Raw genomic sequence first — 17279 nt, 5'->3', positions numbered from 1 at the left:
AGTTTACATAAATATTATCGCAAAAACCTTGTATTTTTTTTTACTATGGGATTGCCATTTTGCATGGGCTTCGTGTTACCCCAAATGCTTCTATTCGGGCATGTAAAAACGACGAGCAAACCGACTCTGCAGCAGGTCTCTAGTACAGGCGCGGGTGTGCATCTAAAATTTGCTCAATTTCGCACCGACTAGCACTCTGGTGAAGGCACGTAGCGACGCTTCAAAAGGTGTTTCCACAAGTAGCTCAAAAGACTACGCAAGGTATACCGCTTTTCCACCTCTTCAATCAGGTGCTCCCAGTCTAATTGGGCTAAATCTCGCCTCCTCAGGCGGGTAACCGTCTCTTCAACCCATAAGAATTTCTCCGACCATACCACTATGAACGTGGAGGCCTGTGGGACATGGATCAAAAAGAAAGGCTGTTTGTACAAGCTGGCCACAAAACTATTTCTATTTCAGTCGCAATTTTCTATCAAGTGAAGAGCCGAGATTTGCTATAATTTAGGTATAAGATTTGCAGGGGAAAATCTTATGCTGCTGACAGTTGAGACTCTAAAGCTTGCCAAGCGGGACGAGTATGGGGTTTTAGAGATTAATTTTGAGGCGGCCTTGAAGGCGGCTTATCCAGACCTAAAAGTGGTTTATGGGCCGCCTGGTTGCTGGGGGACTTCTGCTGATTTGTGGTTCACGCCTGATGGGCATTTACGAGTTCCTTATGGTCGCTATCGTTCGCGCAAGCATTTCCACAAGGCTGGGCATGGCATTCTTGCAGTGGAGACTCAGGAAGATTGTGATTTGAATTTTGCGGGGAAGCCATTGTTCCTTTTAATGGGCTGGGCCTACAACGGGGATTACAAATCACTGGCGCGTTCGTATTATTTGTTTGGCCAAAACGAGGATGGCTCCTATTTCTTGCACAAGGTTCGGCCTGCAGTTGGGGAGCTTGGGAGTTTAGAAGCGGCACGGCGGTGGATTTGGCGGTTGCGCGAGGGGGAAGTGATTACGGCGCGGCAAGGCGATCTGGCATTTATTCCCAAGGATGCGCCAAGGCGGGGTTTTCAGGTAGGTGCAACGACCCTGCGGTTGGGTCGGCACCAGGTGGCGGCAGAAGGCACTTACCGCACCAAGGAGCGCGTGCTGGTGCTGAATCCGATTGCCTCACATCCAGAACACCACTCGGTGCAGCTTCAAGGCTGGTTCGAGCTGCGCCTGGGACGGGCGTGGCAGGCGTCGAGCGCAGATTGAAGCTGACGTTAAGGAACCGACTGACTTCCATGATAGTGATGCCTTTTAAGCACCCTACAAATCGTCTTGGGTCAAACTGGGGTATGACTATAATTACCGGTCTCAGACCATTGCTTGAGCCAGCGTTGCACCTCCCAAGACCGCTTCAATGCCTTTCTGACGTAAGTCTGTGCTGTAAGGCCTAGACATCACTCCGTACCGGCTATATTAACTCCCTGAACGCAGACCAACTCTTCCAGTTACAGCAAATCCTAGCCAACGCCTACGGCCAAGTCTCGGATCAAATTCAACGCTATCTCGACTAGATTTAGTATCTCTAGTAACGCAACAACGTTTCGGCAAATCGCGTCCGGCTCTGCAAATCTAGCTCCAAGCGCTCCCCGCGCCGCCGCCGCGCCACAAACCCCGCCCACCGCTGCTCCATCATCCGACAAAATTCTATCTCCGCCTTGCTAATCCTGATCCGCTTCAGCATCGGCACAAACGCCTCCTGCCGCCCGCGGACTGCCTTCTTATACCCAGGCGATACAACCACACACATCCCTGTGTCCAACTTCAAAAATTGCGCCGGATCAAATAGCTTTCTCGGCTTGTCCTGCTCCGAAATGCTTGTCGAGCTCCCACCTTTACCCCGCGACCGCGACCGTGACCACGACCGCACCTCCTCCTCCCCAAGCGCTCTCGCAAAAAATTCCGCACTCTCCGTCTCCCCAGGATTAAAGATAAACTTTGTATTGCATCCCGTCATAATCGACCGCGCTAGCTCTTTCCCATACGCTTTCTCTAACTGGGTCATGTTCTGAAAACCGATAATCCCACAAAATCCATCGCTCCGGTTCTCGTTCAGCCAATTCTGAATCTGCGGCAGATAAATCGTCGGCAACTCATCCAAAGCCACAACCAACGGATCCCGCCGCTTCTTGAGCGTCAGATTATACTGCGTTAGCATGTGCAGCGCTGTCGCAACTAGCGGCCCCACCGAATCCCGCCTCACCCGATCCATCCCCACAATTAATAATTGCCGCCCCTCTAACCAAAAATCAAACGTGCTCCTACCCACAAAATGTGGCGCAATATTCGGCTTCATAAATTGCGTTAAATTGTTCGTCGCAACACCCACAATCGATGATAAAGTCTTTTCGGATTTCCCCACTGAAATAATCTGTGCAAACGCTCGCAAAATCCAGCTCTTGTTGAACTCAGAAATCGCATAAGCACCCCACTCTGGCTTCACCGCCGATAGCGCCGCTACATCGTCTATCTCCCTCCGCTCCCGCCACCGCTCTAAACGCTCCACTAAATTGCTTAACGAAATCACAACCTGCGCCATCACTAGATCTGGCTCCGGCGACGCCTTCGCCACCATGAACACCGCCTGCAACAACTGCGTCGCCGCTGTCGAGAAAAAAGGATCGTCCTTGTCCGTCCCCACCTGAAAATTCTTGTTCATCACATGCGCAATCTGCCCCGCAGTCTCAGCGTCCAAACAATCCCGCATAAAATCCAGAACATTCACAGTCTCTGACTCCGGAAATCCAGGTGCAAACACCCGCACCTCGTACCCTAATCGCTCGGCATAAGGCCCTAAAATCGCCGCCTGCGATGGATACTTGAAATCATACAAAATCACTGGAAAACCCTGCTCAATCACGGAACGCAAAAGCGGATCAATCGTGCTAAATGTTTTCCCAGACCCAGGCGCTCCCACCACCATCACCCCACGCTGCAAATCCGGAAAGTACAACCGCTCCCGCGCCGCCGACCTGTACCGCCGCCACCGCACTCGCCGCCGCTCGCACCCAGCCAAAAAACCTAAAACACGACCCACCTCCACCTGCAACCGCTCTAACTCCTCAAACGTCGTCGCAGCCTCCCCACCACTACCTAACTCCAATAATCGCCGCCCAAACTCCAACTCCGCTAGCTCTAGCGCCGACTCCGCATCAAACCCAATATACCCAGCTACCGCATTCGCTCGCCGCTCCCGCATCTGCTCCACCGCTCGCACTCGCGCACCTCGCTCCTGCGCTCGCCCACCCCAATACGCACTACCAACCCCTGGCCGCCATCCCATAACTTATGATATAATATAGTAAGAGTTTGGAGAAACGGACATGGATTTTATAGACAAGTGGCGGGATTCAAAGTATGAATCGGAAGTGTCTGCTCCCAGCTTAGCATTCTGCCAGTGGAATGCCAAGAAGATTGCAATTCCTGGTATGCTGATTTCCATGCGGCAAGCAGAAGCCGCGGGGTGGCAAAACGGCGCGCCTGGTTGGGAAAAACGCAAATTCTCTTACGAATCCGGCGCAGAAGAAGAAGTGCTAGCCTGCAAAAATCCCATCTTGGCTGTCTTGCGCGTACACAAACTCACTTTGGTTTTCCGCGATGCGCACAATGGCCACAAAAAAGGCGACCCCAAACCCGACCACGAACCTTACGATAAGCGACTGCATATACCGCGCCGGACATACACAGTCGGGTTTCTCGCGCCTAACGGCCAAGGCGGATACAGGCTCCTGCACACCGAACCCATCGCCTGGACGCCCAAAGGAGTCGCAGGAGCAAAATTCTCGCTGGAGTGCTATGGCCCGTTCCGGCAAGCCATTCGCGCGATTTTCGGCGCAGATGTGCCCGGTTTCATCTTCGCCTTGCGCCTGGTTGGCCAACCCTGGCAGCTGCCGGAAGGCACGAAAATCCAGGTGCCGGCTCTCGTGGACGGCGTGCCCCACGACAAAGCAGCATTTCAGCCTCTCTACGTCGGCGACGAAACCGCGGCAACCCTGGCCCTCTGGTACCGCGACCTCTATGACGAGCCCGAAACGGGCATCGAACCCCAGCAAACGCTAGAAGAAGACGAAATCCCCTACTAGTTGCTAGTCCGCCCGCCGTTGGCTATAGCTGAGCCGCTTCAGTTTGTTAGGGCGATAGTAGGAAAACCCAAGACGGAGTTGCGCTCTGCAACCCCCAAGATATAACAAGCAGAGATGGCTTAGCTATAAAAACCGCGGCGGGTGTTTCCCTCCCCAAACCTATGGACGAATACTTGGAAATGCTCTGTTTGCGCTGGCACTACAACAGCCTGACCTTCACCCAGTGGCGACAACGCTTCCTGGAACCGCTAGGCGGCACCTACGACCCCTACGGCAATTACCTCGTTCAGGTGGGAGACCCCAATGGCCTGCTCTTCTCCTGCCACATAGATACCGTGCCTGGCACCGCCGAAACCCACACTAGCCTAGCAATTGACCCCGACGGCATCGTCTATCGCGCAGAACCAACCCAGCCCCTCGGCGCTGACGACACCAACGGCGTCTGGCTCATGCGCCAGCTTATCCACCGCGGATTCAACGCAACCTACCTGTTCCACCGCGACGAAGAAATCGGCTTACTCGGCGCAAACTGGCTCGCCCAAAACCAAACCCAATGGCTGGCACAATTCCACACCGCTATCGCCCTCGATAGGCGCGGCTACGCAGACATCGTCACACACATGGCTGGCCAGCGGACGTGCAGCGACACCTTCGCTTGGTACCTCGCCGATGCACTCGCCATGTACCCGAACCCCAATGGCGGGCGAACCGACGTGGCTTGCTACAACTACCTCATCGCCAACTGCACCAACATCAGCGTCGGCTACTTCGCTGAACACTCGCCCCACGAATACAGCAATTTCCACTTCCTGAAACAACTCCTGGACAAACTGCTATGCCTCGACCCAAAACAACTCGCCAGCTTCTACCTGGATGGTTCAGCGTCCAAACCCACGCACCTCCCCCCAACCAGCAACTGAGAGTTTGGACCCGCCTCCTGAATGGCCTCGAACTCGAACTCCACGCCACCTTCGACCCGCACCACGGCTGGGACTTCCCCGTCGGCTGGAAACTTGCCATCGCCCAAGTCCTCTACTGGCAACCCGTCGGCATCCCCTATGTCGAAATCCCCATCCCCCCACCCTGGTGCCCCCAACTACCTGAACCCCCCACATACCCAGACCTCCGCCTCACCGACGGAAAAAAACACTACGTACTCTCCCGCAGGTGCCTCCAACACTGGAATCTCCTACCCCACGCCAAAACTATCTGGGCCATCTACGGCGGCCAACAGCCCGCCCACGCCGATATTCCCAAAGATTGGTACCCTCCCCAACCAGAACACTGGCGCACACTCGTCCCTGCCGCCGCACGCACCGCTTACCTCACTCTCTGCGCACAACTCTACCTCGCAGCCACAAGACCAGCACCTCACCACGCACACCTCGCCCGCCTCTCCCCTCAACTCCTCTCTCTCTATCAAAAACTGTTATAATATAATATAGTCATAACTCGTAAAGGATGATAGGATGGACGAGTGGGTATTTGGAGTGCGAGTCGACCGCTATACGCCGGAACAGATTTGCCACGAGACGCGCTGGGACGTGGAGTGGGACGAACAGAAGCAAGAGCGGCTGCAGGCGTGTCATGAAGCCTTGAGACAGGCGGGAATCGAAATCTTGCCCTGGGACTTGATTTTTGCGTGCGCCGAAGACGACCCCAAAAATGCCGATATCTATCTCGCTCGCTACACCCAGGCCCATCGCAACCGCCAGGCAAAAGCGCTCTGGCTCGCAACCGACGCGCAAGGCGACCGCTACGCTCAGATCGATGCCTACCTCTTACCAGGTAGCGGCCATTTCAACTGGGGCTATCGCGGCGGCGGCCCCGCAAACCTCGTCGATACCGTCTGCACCGCTCTCTTCTTCCCACACTCGCGCCCACGCGCTAGAGAAACTCTCTGGACTATCGTAGAAAATCTCCCACTCCAGCAGGACTTCATCGAAATCCCGATCCCCTCCCTCCTGCAATGGATCGAAACCTTCCCACACTCAAAAAAACTCATCCTAGACTATATTCGAGCACCTAAATGGGAATTCGTCTATGAATAGCACATCCTCCGATATCGCAGAAACAATCCAGTACCTCCAGGAACTCGCTGTCGCCCTCACCGAACACCTCGAAACACTGCAAGCGCTTCGCCAAGATACACACAAGTGGCAAGAACTCGCCCATCTCCTGGCTGAACTCAAACTACCAGTAACCCAACTCAAATCCCAAACTGAAACACTCGCCGCTAAAGCCCAAACCCTGATCGACCAAAACCAGCTCCAAGCTGTCATGGATACCTTCATCCAATACCAAAATCAGCAGCTACAACAATATCTCCTCAACGCTAACTCCCAAATCTCACACGCCGCTCACGAAATTAACTCCGGCCTCTCTCACATCACCAAACTTAACTCCGAACTCCTAAAAAAAATCGCTGAATACCTCGGAACAAAAACTATCGAAAAGTATAACGCTAAACAAATTGATAAATCCATCGCTCAACTCAAACTAATCGTTATCGCCGCCTGCACCGCCGCCGCACTCCTACCCCTCGCTATCCTCTACACAAACCCCCCCATCGCACCTCACCATAAACGCCTCCTTGATACACTCCACAACCAAATCATTAATACCAAGTAATCATTTATGCTATAATATAATAGTAAATCGTAAAAGACGGATGACAGATGAAATTTTCGGAGTACCAGGAAGCGATTTTCAGGCATGTCGAGAAGCAAGCTGGGCATTTAGTTATCGAAGCCGTGGCGGGCGCGGGAAAAACCACGACGCTCAAGGAAATTGGGCGGCGTTTACCCCAAAACCAGCGGATTCTCTTCTGCGCCTTTAACCGGCACATCGCCGATGAACTGCGGGGACAGTTGCCAGAGCATATCTCGCTTGCTACCATCCACAGCCTTGGCCGCAAAGCACTCAACGGAGCTCAGCTTAATCAGGCTCGCTACTGGCATCTCATCCGTGCCGAACTCTCCGAAAACTATAAAAAATATGCCTGGCTGCTGCAAATCCTTCCCTTCCCGGAAGCTACCTCTTACCTGCGGGAACTCCTGCATGTCGCTCAATCCTATCTCGCAGAATCGGGACTCCAAGCCCTAGAACACGCACTCCAAATCGGCATACCCCCAGTCTGGAACTCCCAAAACCAAAAAAAAGAAATCGCACATCTCCTGGACACACTCCTCGATAAAGCTATCCTCTCCTTTGAAAAATCTCACGAAATCGATTTCCCAGATATGCTCTGGCTACCGCACCAACTCCAATTAGCTCATAAATTGCCGAAATTTGATGTCATACTCGTTGACGAAGCCCAAGACTTATCGCGGGCTCAGCTCAATATCGTCCTCAATTGCCTGGCACCAGGCGGGCGCATCATCGCTGTCGGCGACCCCCATCAGGCTATCTATGCCTTCGCAGGCGCAGACCCCGATAGCCTCGCACGCATTAAGCACACACTCCAAGCCGAATCCCTTCCACTCGCCGCCTGCTATCGCTGCCCAAAAAACCACATCCTCCAGCTCGCTCAACGCTTTAACCCGCGCATCCAACCCGCTCGCCACGACTCTGGCCCGCTCCGCTCCACAACCGCTAACAACTACAAACCTCACCCAGGCGACCTCATTATCTGCCGCCAAAACCAACCCCTCGTCGAACTCGCACTTGACTTGCTCAAACAAAAAATACCTTGCCAAATCCGCGGCAAAGACTTGCTCTCCCACCTCAAATCCACCATCCGCTCCACCGCCCCAGACCCCTACTCCCCCATCGCTCACTTACACCGCATCGACCAGTGGACCCAAATCCACCTCCAAGCACTTCAAGATATGCCTCAACAAAAACAAGACTTCCTCGATAAAATCAATTGCATCAAAACACTCGTCTCCACAGCTAACGCCACCTCCCTCTCTCTTCTCGAACTTTTCCTAGATTCCATGTTCGCTGACCACAAAAAAAATAACCATACTATCTGGCTCTCCACCATCCACAGAGCAAAAGGACTCGAAGCTAATAGCGTCGTCCTACTCCCGCCTAAATCCCTAATTAAACCCTCTACACAAACCGAAGCACTCCAGGAACGCAACCTCAACTACATCGCCGCTACACGCGCTAAACACTCCCTCCTCTTGCTCGATAATCCTATATAATAAATCATAACCACTGATAACCTGACTAATCCTATGCAGCTAACCGTCAACTCTCAAACACTTCAACCAAAAAAAACTACTCAACCTGACCTGAACCAGCTCACTAAACTGATCCCGCACTCCATCCAAAACGCACTCCAGCACCTGGAGCACATTCATGTGGCCTCCTTTGAACCTGAACGCTGAAGCCGCCCAAGCTCTTGCCTCCCTCCTCCAATCAGCTCGCGATAACGACCTCATCATCACCCGCGACCAAATCTGTCGCGCTATCCCATCCCACCCAAACCCTCAATCCATCGCTAACGCCGTACTCGCATCCCCCTCCCTCTCACGCCTTAATCGTAATGCCGCTCAATTCCTACACCACTCCCTCTCCCCAAAAGGCCTCGCACTCCGCTCACTCCACCACGCAAAAAACGGTATACCCCGCGATAAACTCATCTCATCCCTCCTCTACCACTTCGCATCACTCTCACAATCCAACGCAGAAAAAATCCTGCTATCCCCAGACTTCACACTCCAAGATAATCTCGTCTTTAGCTCAAAAAAACTCGCACTCCAAGCTGACTCCCATAGACAAATCATTATCAACCTCTTCGCATCTCTCACTCACCCTATCTCTCTCTCAGAAGCCTATTACCTCCTATTCCCTCTCGGCTTCTCTATCTCACTCAACTCCATCATCAACACCGCTTACCACTCTGACCTGATCGTTCCTGTACGCGTCGACAATAAACAACTCTGGATCCATAAAAAACTCTCTCATCTCTACTCACAAATTATCCCTCAACCTGACCAAATCTGCCAATTCCTTAATACAATCTGCCACAACCAACTCAAACATAACCATAAACTCGAAATACCTAAAAAGAATCTCGTTCAACTTATCCAAAATAACTTCCAACTCACTCCAAAACAAGCAGCCGCCTGGCTCGCTAAAATCTCCCCCTCACACCACGACCCCCTCATCCTCTCCTATCGCACAGATAAAACCTATTTCTCTCTCAAAAAACGCGACATCATCCGCCAAACTATTCATCACATCGCTCGCCAAATCCTACTCTCCCATTACCCACAGTGGCTCGAAAAAAAATACCTCTACCTCCTAATCCATAAACAGTTCCCCTGTAACATCCACAGCTTCTACGCTTACCTAAAATCTATGCCAGATATCGAACACAAACGCAGCGGCAAATCCTACCTCTGCCGCCTTAAATCAGCAAACGCTCTAAACCACTCATAATATCTCTCTCCACGCTCTTTAAACGCCACCTCTCAACACCTCTAATACACGCTCGTATCCTGCGCCAACTACTACCTCCCCTCCACACACCTAACGCTTCCCCTAAATAACTCCCATACTCCCGCTCAAACTTATACCCATTGAACCACCCTAAATGGCCACAATACCATCCCCTAATATCCACTAAACCAGCTCGCTCTCCCCACCATAACAAAACACTGCTTATATCGCTCGACTCTAACGCTCGCCAACTATACTCGCTCATCCCGCGCAAATCTATCTCACTGCCCATATCAAAAAAAACTGATTCACCCCCTAACACAATACTGGCTACATCACTTAGCCACCGGCTATCATTCACCCTCACCGCCTTTAACCCGCCGTAACGACTACCTAATACTCCACCCCCATCCACAAATACTACTCGCTCATACCCTAACTCGTACCAAATACCGCTGATAAATCCACGCCATACACTCCACCCACAACTCCAGATAATCCGACAACGATAATTACCCATCCTACCTCTCAACTCGACATATCACATCGCTCGGCAATACCTCGTCACCCCGCGCTAACCCATACGCTATCGCCTCCTCTCGACTGCTAAACCTCATCTCAGGATACCGTTCGCAATACCAAAATAATCTCACACCTACTCCACCATCTTCATCCCTCGCCTCCCCCTGTACCGCCTCGTACCGCCGCTCTAGCTCCTCGCTCGCTCTCATCTCGCCCCGTAATGCACCACCACCACTGATCTGCACCATCACCTCCCTCACCCGACCTAACATGTCCTCTAACCACAACTTCGCCATCTCCTGCTCAATAAATCCAATCCGTTCGTCCTCGTATCCCAATAGCTTCTCAAAACTTAAATACTTCTGCGCTAGCGCCTGCGCTAACCAGTAATCCAATCGCTCAACACGCAAACACGCTACCCCCCCTAACCCTAACCTCACACCCTCTGACTCCACTAACTCAATCGCAGCTTCCCACTCCACATCGTCTAACCGCACCATGTTCCTCACAAACACATGCTCTATCGGTACGCTACTCTGACTCTCCGAAAATAACCGTAAATTCGTCCGATCCCCGTCACACACGTACCATAAATATATCCGAATCCCTAATCGCCCAGCTAACTCCTTCACTCGCGATATCTTGAACCACTCCCCAACTAGCTTGTGCACACCAGCAGGTAAATTCACTATCACGTCCTTCTGACGCGCTACCGATAGTAACTTGTTCGGCAATGATAACTCCTTCTCAGCCTTGCTAAAAACTACACTCTCTACCTGAAAACCAGCTCCCTCGTACACTCGAAAAATGTCTAAATTCACATCGTCACACTCAAATATCGCAAAACACTTCCCACGCTCCCGTAAATAGTAACTCACCAGCAGCTTGCATACAAAACTCTTGCCTACACCCCCCTTCTCGCCACCAACAAAATGTATCGCCTGCCCCATACTACCTTACCCCCCAAACGCATCCCTAAAATAAATCTCGTGCGCATCCATGATTAATCGCTCGATAAACCGATTCGATGCACTCGACTCTAGCTTCTCCCCTAAAAATTGCTTCACCTGCTTCTTCGAATATCCCTTCTTGAAAAGCTCCAACACACCAGGCAACAAAAGCTCACGCATCTGGCGATAGGTCTCCCCGCTGTGTTGCCGCGATAATACACCATCCCCACGATACGGCGGCCCCACTACCTGCGCCGCAAATGCCGCCTGTAACGCTAACTGCAACCGCTCTAAACTGTACGGCGTCCGCGTCCCATCCTCCACTCGCCTCGCTAACTCTAGCTTCGTCGGTCGCCTCTTCCCCTCCATCTCTTACCTCCACACTTCTACTAATATAGTATAAGTCTCTCTCCCTTATACGCCTACCACGGCCCTGAAATCATACCTTATCCATACCCCATGCACTACCCCCTTAACCGACTTTACCCACGCAAATCCCAAAGCCGGAAACTGGCTGAAATCTGGCTCAACGACGGGGATTGGGGGTGGTTAAGAGGGGTGGGCGGGGAAAGCTATGTGGATGCGCAACTACGGGAAGGCACCCCGCGGGTCCAGGCAATTGGCGAAATCTCGCAAGCCACGCTTACCCGCATCCAGCAAGGCCAAATCGACGACGACACGCAAGCGCAGGTAACGCAAGAAACCGGCGTGCGCTACTGGGGAGAACCAGGCAAACCCTTCACCGCTGACTTGCTCCTAGACCAGGAACGCTGGCAAACACTCCAAACCTGGAGCAACCAATACCAGCGACCGCTCAGCCTCATCCTCAAAGCCTTGCTCCTACACGGACGCGGCTACATCCTCTACCTTGGCCACTTGCCACCCAGAAACCGCGACGCTATCAGCGCAATCCGCCAAACCCGCCGCGGCTTCCACTTGCTACCAACCCTCATTGGCTATCCACACGATATATAAGGCAAAACCCATGCTCGGACGCCTGGACTTCTGCACCGACGCTCACAAACTCTGGCGCTACATCTATTCCAAACACGCCACCCCACTCGACGCAAACGTGCCAGATACGCGCCACCCCGAAGCACTCCAACTACTCCTGCGCGATAAACTCGCTCACATTAGCATCGCTATCGCGCAAAAAGGAACCCTACCCGTAACCGATACAATGGCGCAAAACATCGGACGCAGCTTTATCCAACGCTACGCCTACTACGCCCAACTACCAGATATCTGCCAGCGCCTCGATGCACTAGTAGCGCAAGGAACAGCTTTGCCGCCACCACAACCCTACCCGCTCGACGCATTCCCCTACGCAATCGTGCGACACCACGACACAAACCATGAACACATCCATATCGCACTTGGTTGCTACGGACTACAGGGCGAACGCATCGAGATGAGACCAACACGCTATGCACGCCGCCTGATGGAGGTTATTCTGCGACAGCTCGAACGCGAAATGGACCTACCTGGTATGCGCTACTCCTGGGAAATTAGGGCGGAGCAGGGAAAGCACAACAGCATCGAAACCTGGGCCGCACGCCAAATCGGCGGCAGCAAGGGCATCAACACACTCAAACAAGCAATCAAAGACGCAATGGCGCAAGCCGACTCCTGGGAACAGTTCCGCAATCAATGCCAAGCACACGGCATCGAACTGATCCGCTCCGATACCCCCGACGCATACGGCAAACTCGCCTATAAATACCGCGGCATCTACCTGAAACCACGACAACTCGGAGAAGACTATGGCTGGCAGGCAATTGAACAGCAGCTCGAACGCAATCGAACGCATCAAAGAAGTCGCTAGGGGCTATACCTCTAACCCAGACGTAGCCGAACGCGCCGCCACCCGCGCCGCACAACTCCTACCCTATGACCCCGCCGACCCCTACTGGCACTACAACCTGCTCCTGCTCATCCTGCTCGAAGAATTCCGCTTGCTCCATGACCAGGCCGCAATGCAACAATTGATTCAAGTCGCCCACGAAACCGCCTGGCCCCATAAATCCAAACTGGTCCTGTTCACCGTCCGAATCGCAATAGCCACTAGCTCTATCGCTGTCGCCGCCGCACTCCTGGCCGGAATCATCATCGGAAAATCGTTATAAGCTATGATACGCTTATCATCCTATGCAACCCGAGCGTAACACCTATGACCCGCCGCTACTACTACATCTGCCGCAAACTCCCTGACCCCTCACTCCAGGCCGCTAAACTCGCCGTCACCGCCGCACTCACCACTATCCCCCTGAAAGCCCTATCAGACTGGCTGCAAACCGCTCCAGCCCCAAACCGCAACCCTGAATCCGAACTGGTACCTTAAAAAAAATAATCCTTGACACCGAGTATAAGTCAAGGATTATAATGAAAAACAACCAAAACTATAGTCATGGTAACTATGGTTATGGTAACGCAAATTGCAAGCCAACGACAAGAGAGACCCAAGACAGAGATACCGGAAGCAGTCTGGGCAGAATTCCAACAATCAGCAATCAGCGAAGAACTCACCGCGACCAACATTCACTGGCTACAAGGGAAAAGGCTTTTAGAAGAATTAATCGGCTCCGCTACTACAGGGCATCAATACGCAACCCGCGAGATACAGAAGCTAATCACTCGCTACGAGAAACACTGTGAAGCCGGTGGTTGGGCGTGCTGGGGCGTGACCCTCGCCGGGGAACCAGGCAACACTCCTGTAATCAAGCTCGCCAAGCCGAGAGTCGCCGCGGACGGCAAGGCGATTAAGTACGAGACGCCTGTTCGGGCCCCAGGTACACCTATCCTCCCCATCGCAACTGAGACCTGCATCCAAAAAGTAGAAGCACGCTTCAATGTCAAACTCCCGCGAGATGTGCCTTTCTGGCGCGCCATCCAGAACGCCGATGTGCCGATTTGTGTAACCGAAGGGGTCAAGAAGGCCTTGGCGCTTCTGGAACAGGGCATTCCCGCCGTGGCCATCAGAGGCGTCTGCATGTGGCATCCCAAATCCAAAAAGGAACTTTATCCAGAAATCGCCGCCTTTTGCCACTCAGGGCGCACGTGTTACATCGCATTTGACTACGACAGCAAGCCCACCTCCCGCGCCAGTGTGACCAAGCAGGCGGTCAAGCTGGGGCGCGCCATCGAACGCCTTGGCGCTAGGCCCCTCTACATGCGTTGGAGCGACGCCAAAGGTATTGACGATTACCTGGCGCTCTTTGACCCGGCGCAGCGCTGGCTAGTGGCCACGCGCCTGCTCCAGGATGCCTTACCCCTAGCGCGCTATCGTCGCATCCAGATCGAAGCCGAAGCTAAGCTGGCTATCCCCCAAATCCGCCAGGATAACGCCTTTGCCGCATCCTATCACAACGGACGGGTTGCCAATTTGGCGGCAACCCCAAATCAAATCCTGGCCATCCGCGCACCCATCGGCTCCGGCAAATCCACAGAAATCGCACGCATCGCCGCCAACTGGAAAACTCAATCCACCCGCAGCCACAAACATCTAGTCCTCGTGCTCTCGCCCCGAAATGCCCTGGGCCGACAGCTCGCCAGCAAACTGAACATCCCGCATATCCACGACTACGCCCCCTATGACTTCGACGCACTGGACCGCGATATTTCCGCCCGCCACGGCATCGCCCTTTGCCCAGATTCCCTCCACCGTCTGCCCAGTTGGATATGGAAAAACCAAAACATCTTGCTAATCCTAGATGAGGCCAATCAGGTCGTTCGGCACACAATTTTTGGTGATACACTCAACGCCAAATGGCGCTCCCACGTGAGCAAATTCGTCGAGCTGTGCAAGAACGCCAAAGCTATTATCGCCGCCGAAGCCGAATTGCCCAACCACTCACTGGCATTCTTGAGTCAGACCTCACGCAAACCTGTCAAATTAGTTCAATTCCAGGGCGCAGCCCCAGACCCGTGGCACGTCATTCTCTACGACTACTCACCCAATCATCGCGCTATCTTCGACGAACAACTCCTACTCGCCGCAACCGCCGAACCAACCTTGATCGTCTCCAGCTCAAAAACTTATCTCGAAACACTAGACGCACTGCTCACAGGGCTGAAACGAAAAGTAATCCGCATCGACAGTGACACAAATGAACTCGGCATATTTGCCAGCTTTTTCGAGGACCCAGACACCTGGTTGCAGCAAAATCAGCCGGATGTCCTGCTCCTGTCTCCCTCCGCAGAATCCGGCGTCAGCATTGAAGCCAATATACCCGCGCAAAGGGCCTACTTTAAATCCGTCTGGGGCTATTTCCCCGCCCTATCCCCAGATACCGCACTGCAGATGTTAGGACGCTATCGCCCCAGTGTGCCGCGCCACATCTTCGTCCCAGAATCTACACCCCACGCAGACCTGGAAGGCCCCAAACCATACGCTATTCGCGCTCGCCTCCGCTACCTGGCCGAAGCACTCGCCCAAATCCACCAGGTTCCCAACCCGATAAACCCAGATGAAACCCAAACCGCCATCGAATCCTATATCGCACACGAAAAAGCACTTCAGTTCCACACCAAAAGCATCTTCAAGGTTTACCTGATTGAATCCCTCGAACGCCAAGGACACATCGTTAGTCGCCACGCTCACGGACAAGCAAACCCCGCCATCCGACAAGCCTTTAAAATGGAAAAAAATAAGCTCCAGCTCCAAAAAGCGCACCAGTTTGCCACAATTGAAATTGATCCCAACAAGCACACCTCAGAATGGGCATCTCACGTGCTCGAAAATTACGAATCTTCCGCCCACGACCGCATAACCGCAATCAAAGCCCTCCGCTTTCACAAATTCCCCAGATTGCGCAAACACCTGGACGACCCAAACTTTGTTCATCTCGCCTATTACGAAAATCGCGGGCGGCTCGAAAATCAAGCCGAATGGCGTACCCTAGCTGAATTTGGAAAACTGATAAAGCACCTCGAACGAGAGAAAGTAATTGCCATTCTGACCAATCACCCGCAAGCTACCCACAAATTGCCCAAAAAGGCCATCATGGCCGCCATTATCAGCGAAATCGGCCTGCTGGGGCTGCTCAATCAGCCCTACTCTAACGAACACCCCAAAGCCCAGGAAATTGCGAAGCAAGCGCTCAAATGGGCTAACGAGATATGGCATTGCTGGCGCTTGCAAATCAAGGACTCCCAAACCCCCTGCGAGATTATCAATAAGCTATTTCGGCGGCTAGGCATTGTCGCAGTTGAGATGGGCCAAAAGCGGCGACCAGGCAACAAGAAGATTCGCATCTGGCTCGCCCAAGACCCCTTGGCCATCCCCGACGCAGACCCCGACAAATCACCCCAGCAGCAGGCTTATTCTCAGCTCGTTCTCGCCTGGAGAGAGCACTACCGGGCTCAGCTCGCTCCTTGGCTGCCCGCGCCACCGCCACCGCGACCATCACCGCCCTAACCACACCACGCGACAATTCACCAAGTGCTAAATCAGCTCCCCATCCCCAGACCCGCGGGAGCCATATCTGCCTGCCGCACTACCCTGACTCCGCCACCGCTAAACCTGAATCTATAAGCAAAAACTATTATCAGTGGCCATAATTCTTAAGCAAAGCTTATCAAAAAATGTGGAAAGGTTAGCGAGTGGGATGGCCTTAGAGGGGCGCGGGGCTCTCTGATCCGCCTTTACCTGGCTCCATGTCCCCCGATTTCTGACTATCTTTCCATCAGCTATTAGCAATTCGCGCGCCGGTTATAGGGATTTTTTAGAATGGGAGCATGAAGAGAGGGTAGGGGCTTATGTTTATTTTGGGGATTGAAGATTTAGAGATAAGGCAGGGTCAGTATGCGCGGGTTGGTGCGGGTTGGTTTCGGCGGAGTGCCATGTGGTATGAGCAGCGCACCGCGGCGGTAGCGGCGTGCCAGCGGTTGTTGGATGCCGGATTTAACGTGTTGCTTATCCAGGAATCGCCGTCCTGTTATCGCATCTGGTTTCCCGTGGACGGTTTGCCTGCCGCGCCCGAGCCTGCACCTGCAGAAGAGCAGGGGAACAAGGTGGTCAAGCGGTTTCGCGGGCAAGTTTATAGTTAGGGCTTGTTCCATCCGCTAGAATGATGTATCATATATTTATAGGAACCCAAGTGGGCGCGCAAACGCCAGGTGGTTCACGAAAACCGCCAGAACCTTGACAATCCGATCGGGTATCTATTGAAACAATAAGGATTATTGGTAAGACTATCTGTTGGGTTACTGCAGCAACAAAGACCTAATTGTCTGAAATGTGTTATTGGTCAGTGTATGTTTGATTCGGTGTTGACCTGGATATTGTTTAGAAGCA

The 17279-nt window shown here is 53.0% G+C and carries 19 protein-coding genes; 15 read left to right on the top strand and 4 right to left on the bottom strand.

The annotated features are described in order from the left end of the window. Both NZM04_00500 and NZM04_00495 read left to right on the top strand, forming a co-directional pair. Positions 1-192, top strand: a 192-nt coding sequence (locus NZM04_00500; protein MCS7062524.1) for a hypothetical protein, incomplete at its 5' end; no start/stop codon positions are given. A 339-nt stretch (positions 193-531) separates the two neighbouring features. Further along, positions 532-1245 carry a hypothetical protein gene (locus NZM04_00495; protein MCS7062523.1) on the top strand — a complete coding sequence of 238 codons (714 nt, stop codon included), beginning with the start codon at positions 532-534 and terminating at the stop codon, positions 1243-1245. 316 nt (positions 1246-1561) lie between these two features. Here the strand turns inward: NZM04_00495 and NZM04_00490 are convergent, their stop codons facing one another. Further along, a complete protein-coding gene (locus NZM04_00490; protein MCS7062522.1) occupies positions 1562-3319 on the bottom strand; it encodes a type IV secretion system DNA-binding domain-containing protein in 1758 nt (585 codons plus the stop codon). A gap of 40 nt (positions 3320-3359) precedes the next feature. Here NZM04_00490 and NZM04_00485 point away from each other — a divergent pair, with 40 nt between their 5' ends. From NZM04_00485 to NZM04_00455, 7 genes are all read left to right on the top strand, one after another. Further along, a complete protein-coding gene (locus tag NZM04_00485; protein ID MCS7062521.1) occupies positions 3360-4118 on the top strand; it encodes a DUF5895 domain-containing protein in 759 nt (252 codons plus the stop codon). A gap of 161 nt (positions 4119-4279) precedes the next feature. Beyond that, entirely contained in the window at positions 4280-5038 is a 759-nt protein-coding gene (locus NZM04_00480; protein MCS7062520.1) for a hypothetical protein, read from the top strand. Continuing rightward, positions 4954-5553, top strand: coding sequence for a hypothetical protein (locus NZM04_00475; protein ID MCS7062519.1), 600 nt, complete (start codon positions 4954-4956; stop codon positions 5551-5553). The genes NZM04_00480 and NZM04_00475 overlap by 85 nt, the downstream gene beginning before the upstream one ends. Before the next feature lie 34 nt (positions 5554-5587). After that, the gene (locus NZM04_00470; GenBank protein MCS7062518.1) at positions 5588-6169 is read left to right on the top strand and encodes a hypothetical protein; all 582 of its coding nucleotides are present in this window, start codon (positions 5588-5590) and stop codon (positions 6167-6169) included. Continuing rightward, a complete protein-coding gene (locus NZM04_00465; protein ID MCS7062517.1) occupies positions 6162-6749 on the top strand; it encodes a hypothetical protein in 588 nt (195 codons plus the stop codon). The genes NZM04_00470 and NZM04_00465 overlap by 8 nt, the downstream gene beginning before the upstream one ends. Positions 6750-6796: 47 nt before the next feature. Beyond that, on the top strand, positions 6797-8269 hold the full coding sequence (locus tag NZM04_00460; protein ID MCS7062516.1) for a UvrD-helicase domain-containing protein: 1473 nt from the start codon (positions 6797-6799) through the stop codon (positions 8267-8269). A gap of 169 nt (positions 8270-8438) precedes the next feature. After that, a complete protein-coding gene (locus tag NZM04_00455; protein ID MCS7062515.1) occupies positions 8439-9512 on the top strand; it encodes a hypothetical protein in 1074 nt (357 codons plus the stop codon). Here NZM04_00455 and NZM04_00450 read toward each other — a convergent pair. The 3 genes from NZM04_00450 to NZM04_00440 form a co-directional block, all read right to left on the bottom strand. Beyond that, a complete protein-coding gene (locus tag NZM04_00450; protein MCS7062514.1) occupies positions 9481-10032 on the bottom strand; it encodes a hypothetical protein in 552 nt (183 codons plus the stop codon). The two genes, NZM04_00455 and NZM04_00450, sit on opposite strands and share 32 nt — an antisense overlap. A gap of 1 nt (position 10033) precedes the next feature. After that, positions 10034-10534: a hypothetical protein gene (locus NZM04_00445; protein MCS7062513.1), complete on the bottom strand. Its 501-nt coding sequence runs from the start codon at positions 10532-10534 to the stop codon at positions 10034-10036. Between the two features lie 456 nt (positions 10535-10990). After that, on the bottom strand, positions 10991-11353 hold the full coding sequence (locus tag NZM04_00440; GenBank protein ID MCS7062512.1) for a hypothetical protein: 363 nt from the start codon (positions 11351-11353) through the stop codon (positions 10991-10993). A gap of 90 nt (positions 11354-11443) precedes the next feature. On the opposite strand from NZM04_00440, the gene NZM04_00435 reads away from it, so the two are divergent. The 6 genes from NZM04_00435 (at position 11444) to NZM04_00410 (ending at position 17032) form a co-directional block, all read left to right on the top strand. After that, complete coding sequence (locus tag NZM04_00435) at positions 11444-11959, top strand: hypothetical protein (GenBank protein MCS7062511.1); 516 nt, start codon at positions 11444-11446, stop codon at positions 11957-11959. Between the two features lie 10 nt (positions 11960-11969). Beyond that, positions 11970-12809: a relaxase/mobilization nuclease domain-containing protein gene (locus tag NZM04_00430; GenBank protein ID MCS7062510.1), complete on the top strand. Its 840-nt coding sequence runs from the start codon at positions 11970-11972 to the stop codon at positions 12807-12809. Continuing rightward, positions 12748-13110: a hypothetical protein gene (locus NZM04_00425; protein MCS7062509.1), complete on the top strand. Its 363-nt coding sequence runs from the start codon at positions 12748-12750 to the stop codon at positions 13108-13110. The genes NZM04_00430 and NZM04_00425 overlap by 62 nt, the downstream gene beginning before the upstream one ends. 44 nt (positions 13111-13154) lie before the next feature. Further along, a complete protein-coding gene (locus tag NZM04_00420) occupies positions 13155-13325 on the top strand; it encodes a hypothetical protein (GenBank protein MCS7062508.1) in 171 nt (56 codons plus the stop codon). An 81-nt stretch (positions 13326-13406) separates the two neighbouring features. Further along, positions 13407-16400 carry a DUF3854 domain-containing protein gene (locus tag NZM04_00415; GenBank protein MCS7062507.1) on the top strand — a complete coding sequence of 998 codons (2994 nt, stop codon included), beginning with the start codon at positions 13407-13409 and terminating at the stop codon, positions 16398-16400. A 341-nt stretch (positions 16401-16741) separates the two neighbouring features. After that, positions 16742-17032, top strand: a complete 291-nt coding sequence (locus NZM04_00410) for a hypothetical protein (GenBank protein ID MCS7062506.1) — start codon at positions 16742-16744, stop codon at positions 17030-17032. Positions 17033-17279: the final 247 nt, after the last annotated feature.

It is taken from the genome of Candidatus Methylacidiphilales bacterium (assembly GCA_025056655.1).
Taxonomy (GTDB): Bacteria; Verrucomicrobiota; Verrucomicrobiia; order Methylacidiphilales; family JANWVL01; genus JANWVL01.
This window is presented reverse-complemented; position numbering and strand designations above follow the sequence as displayed.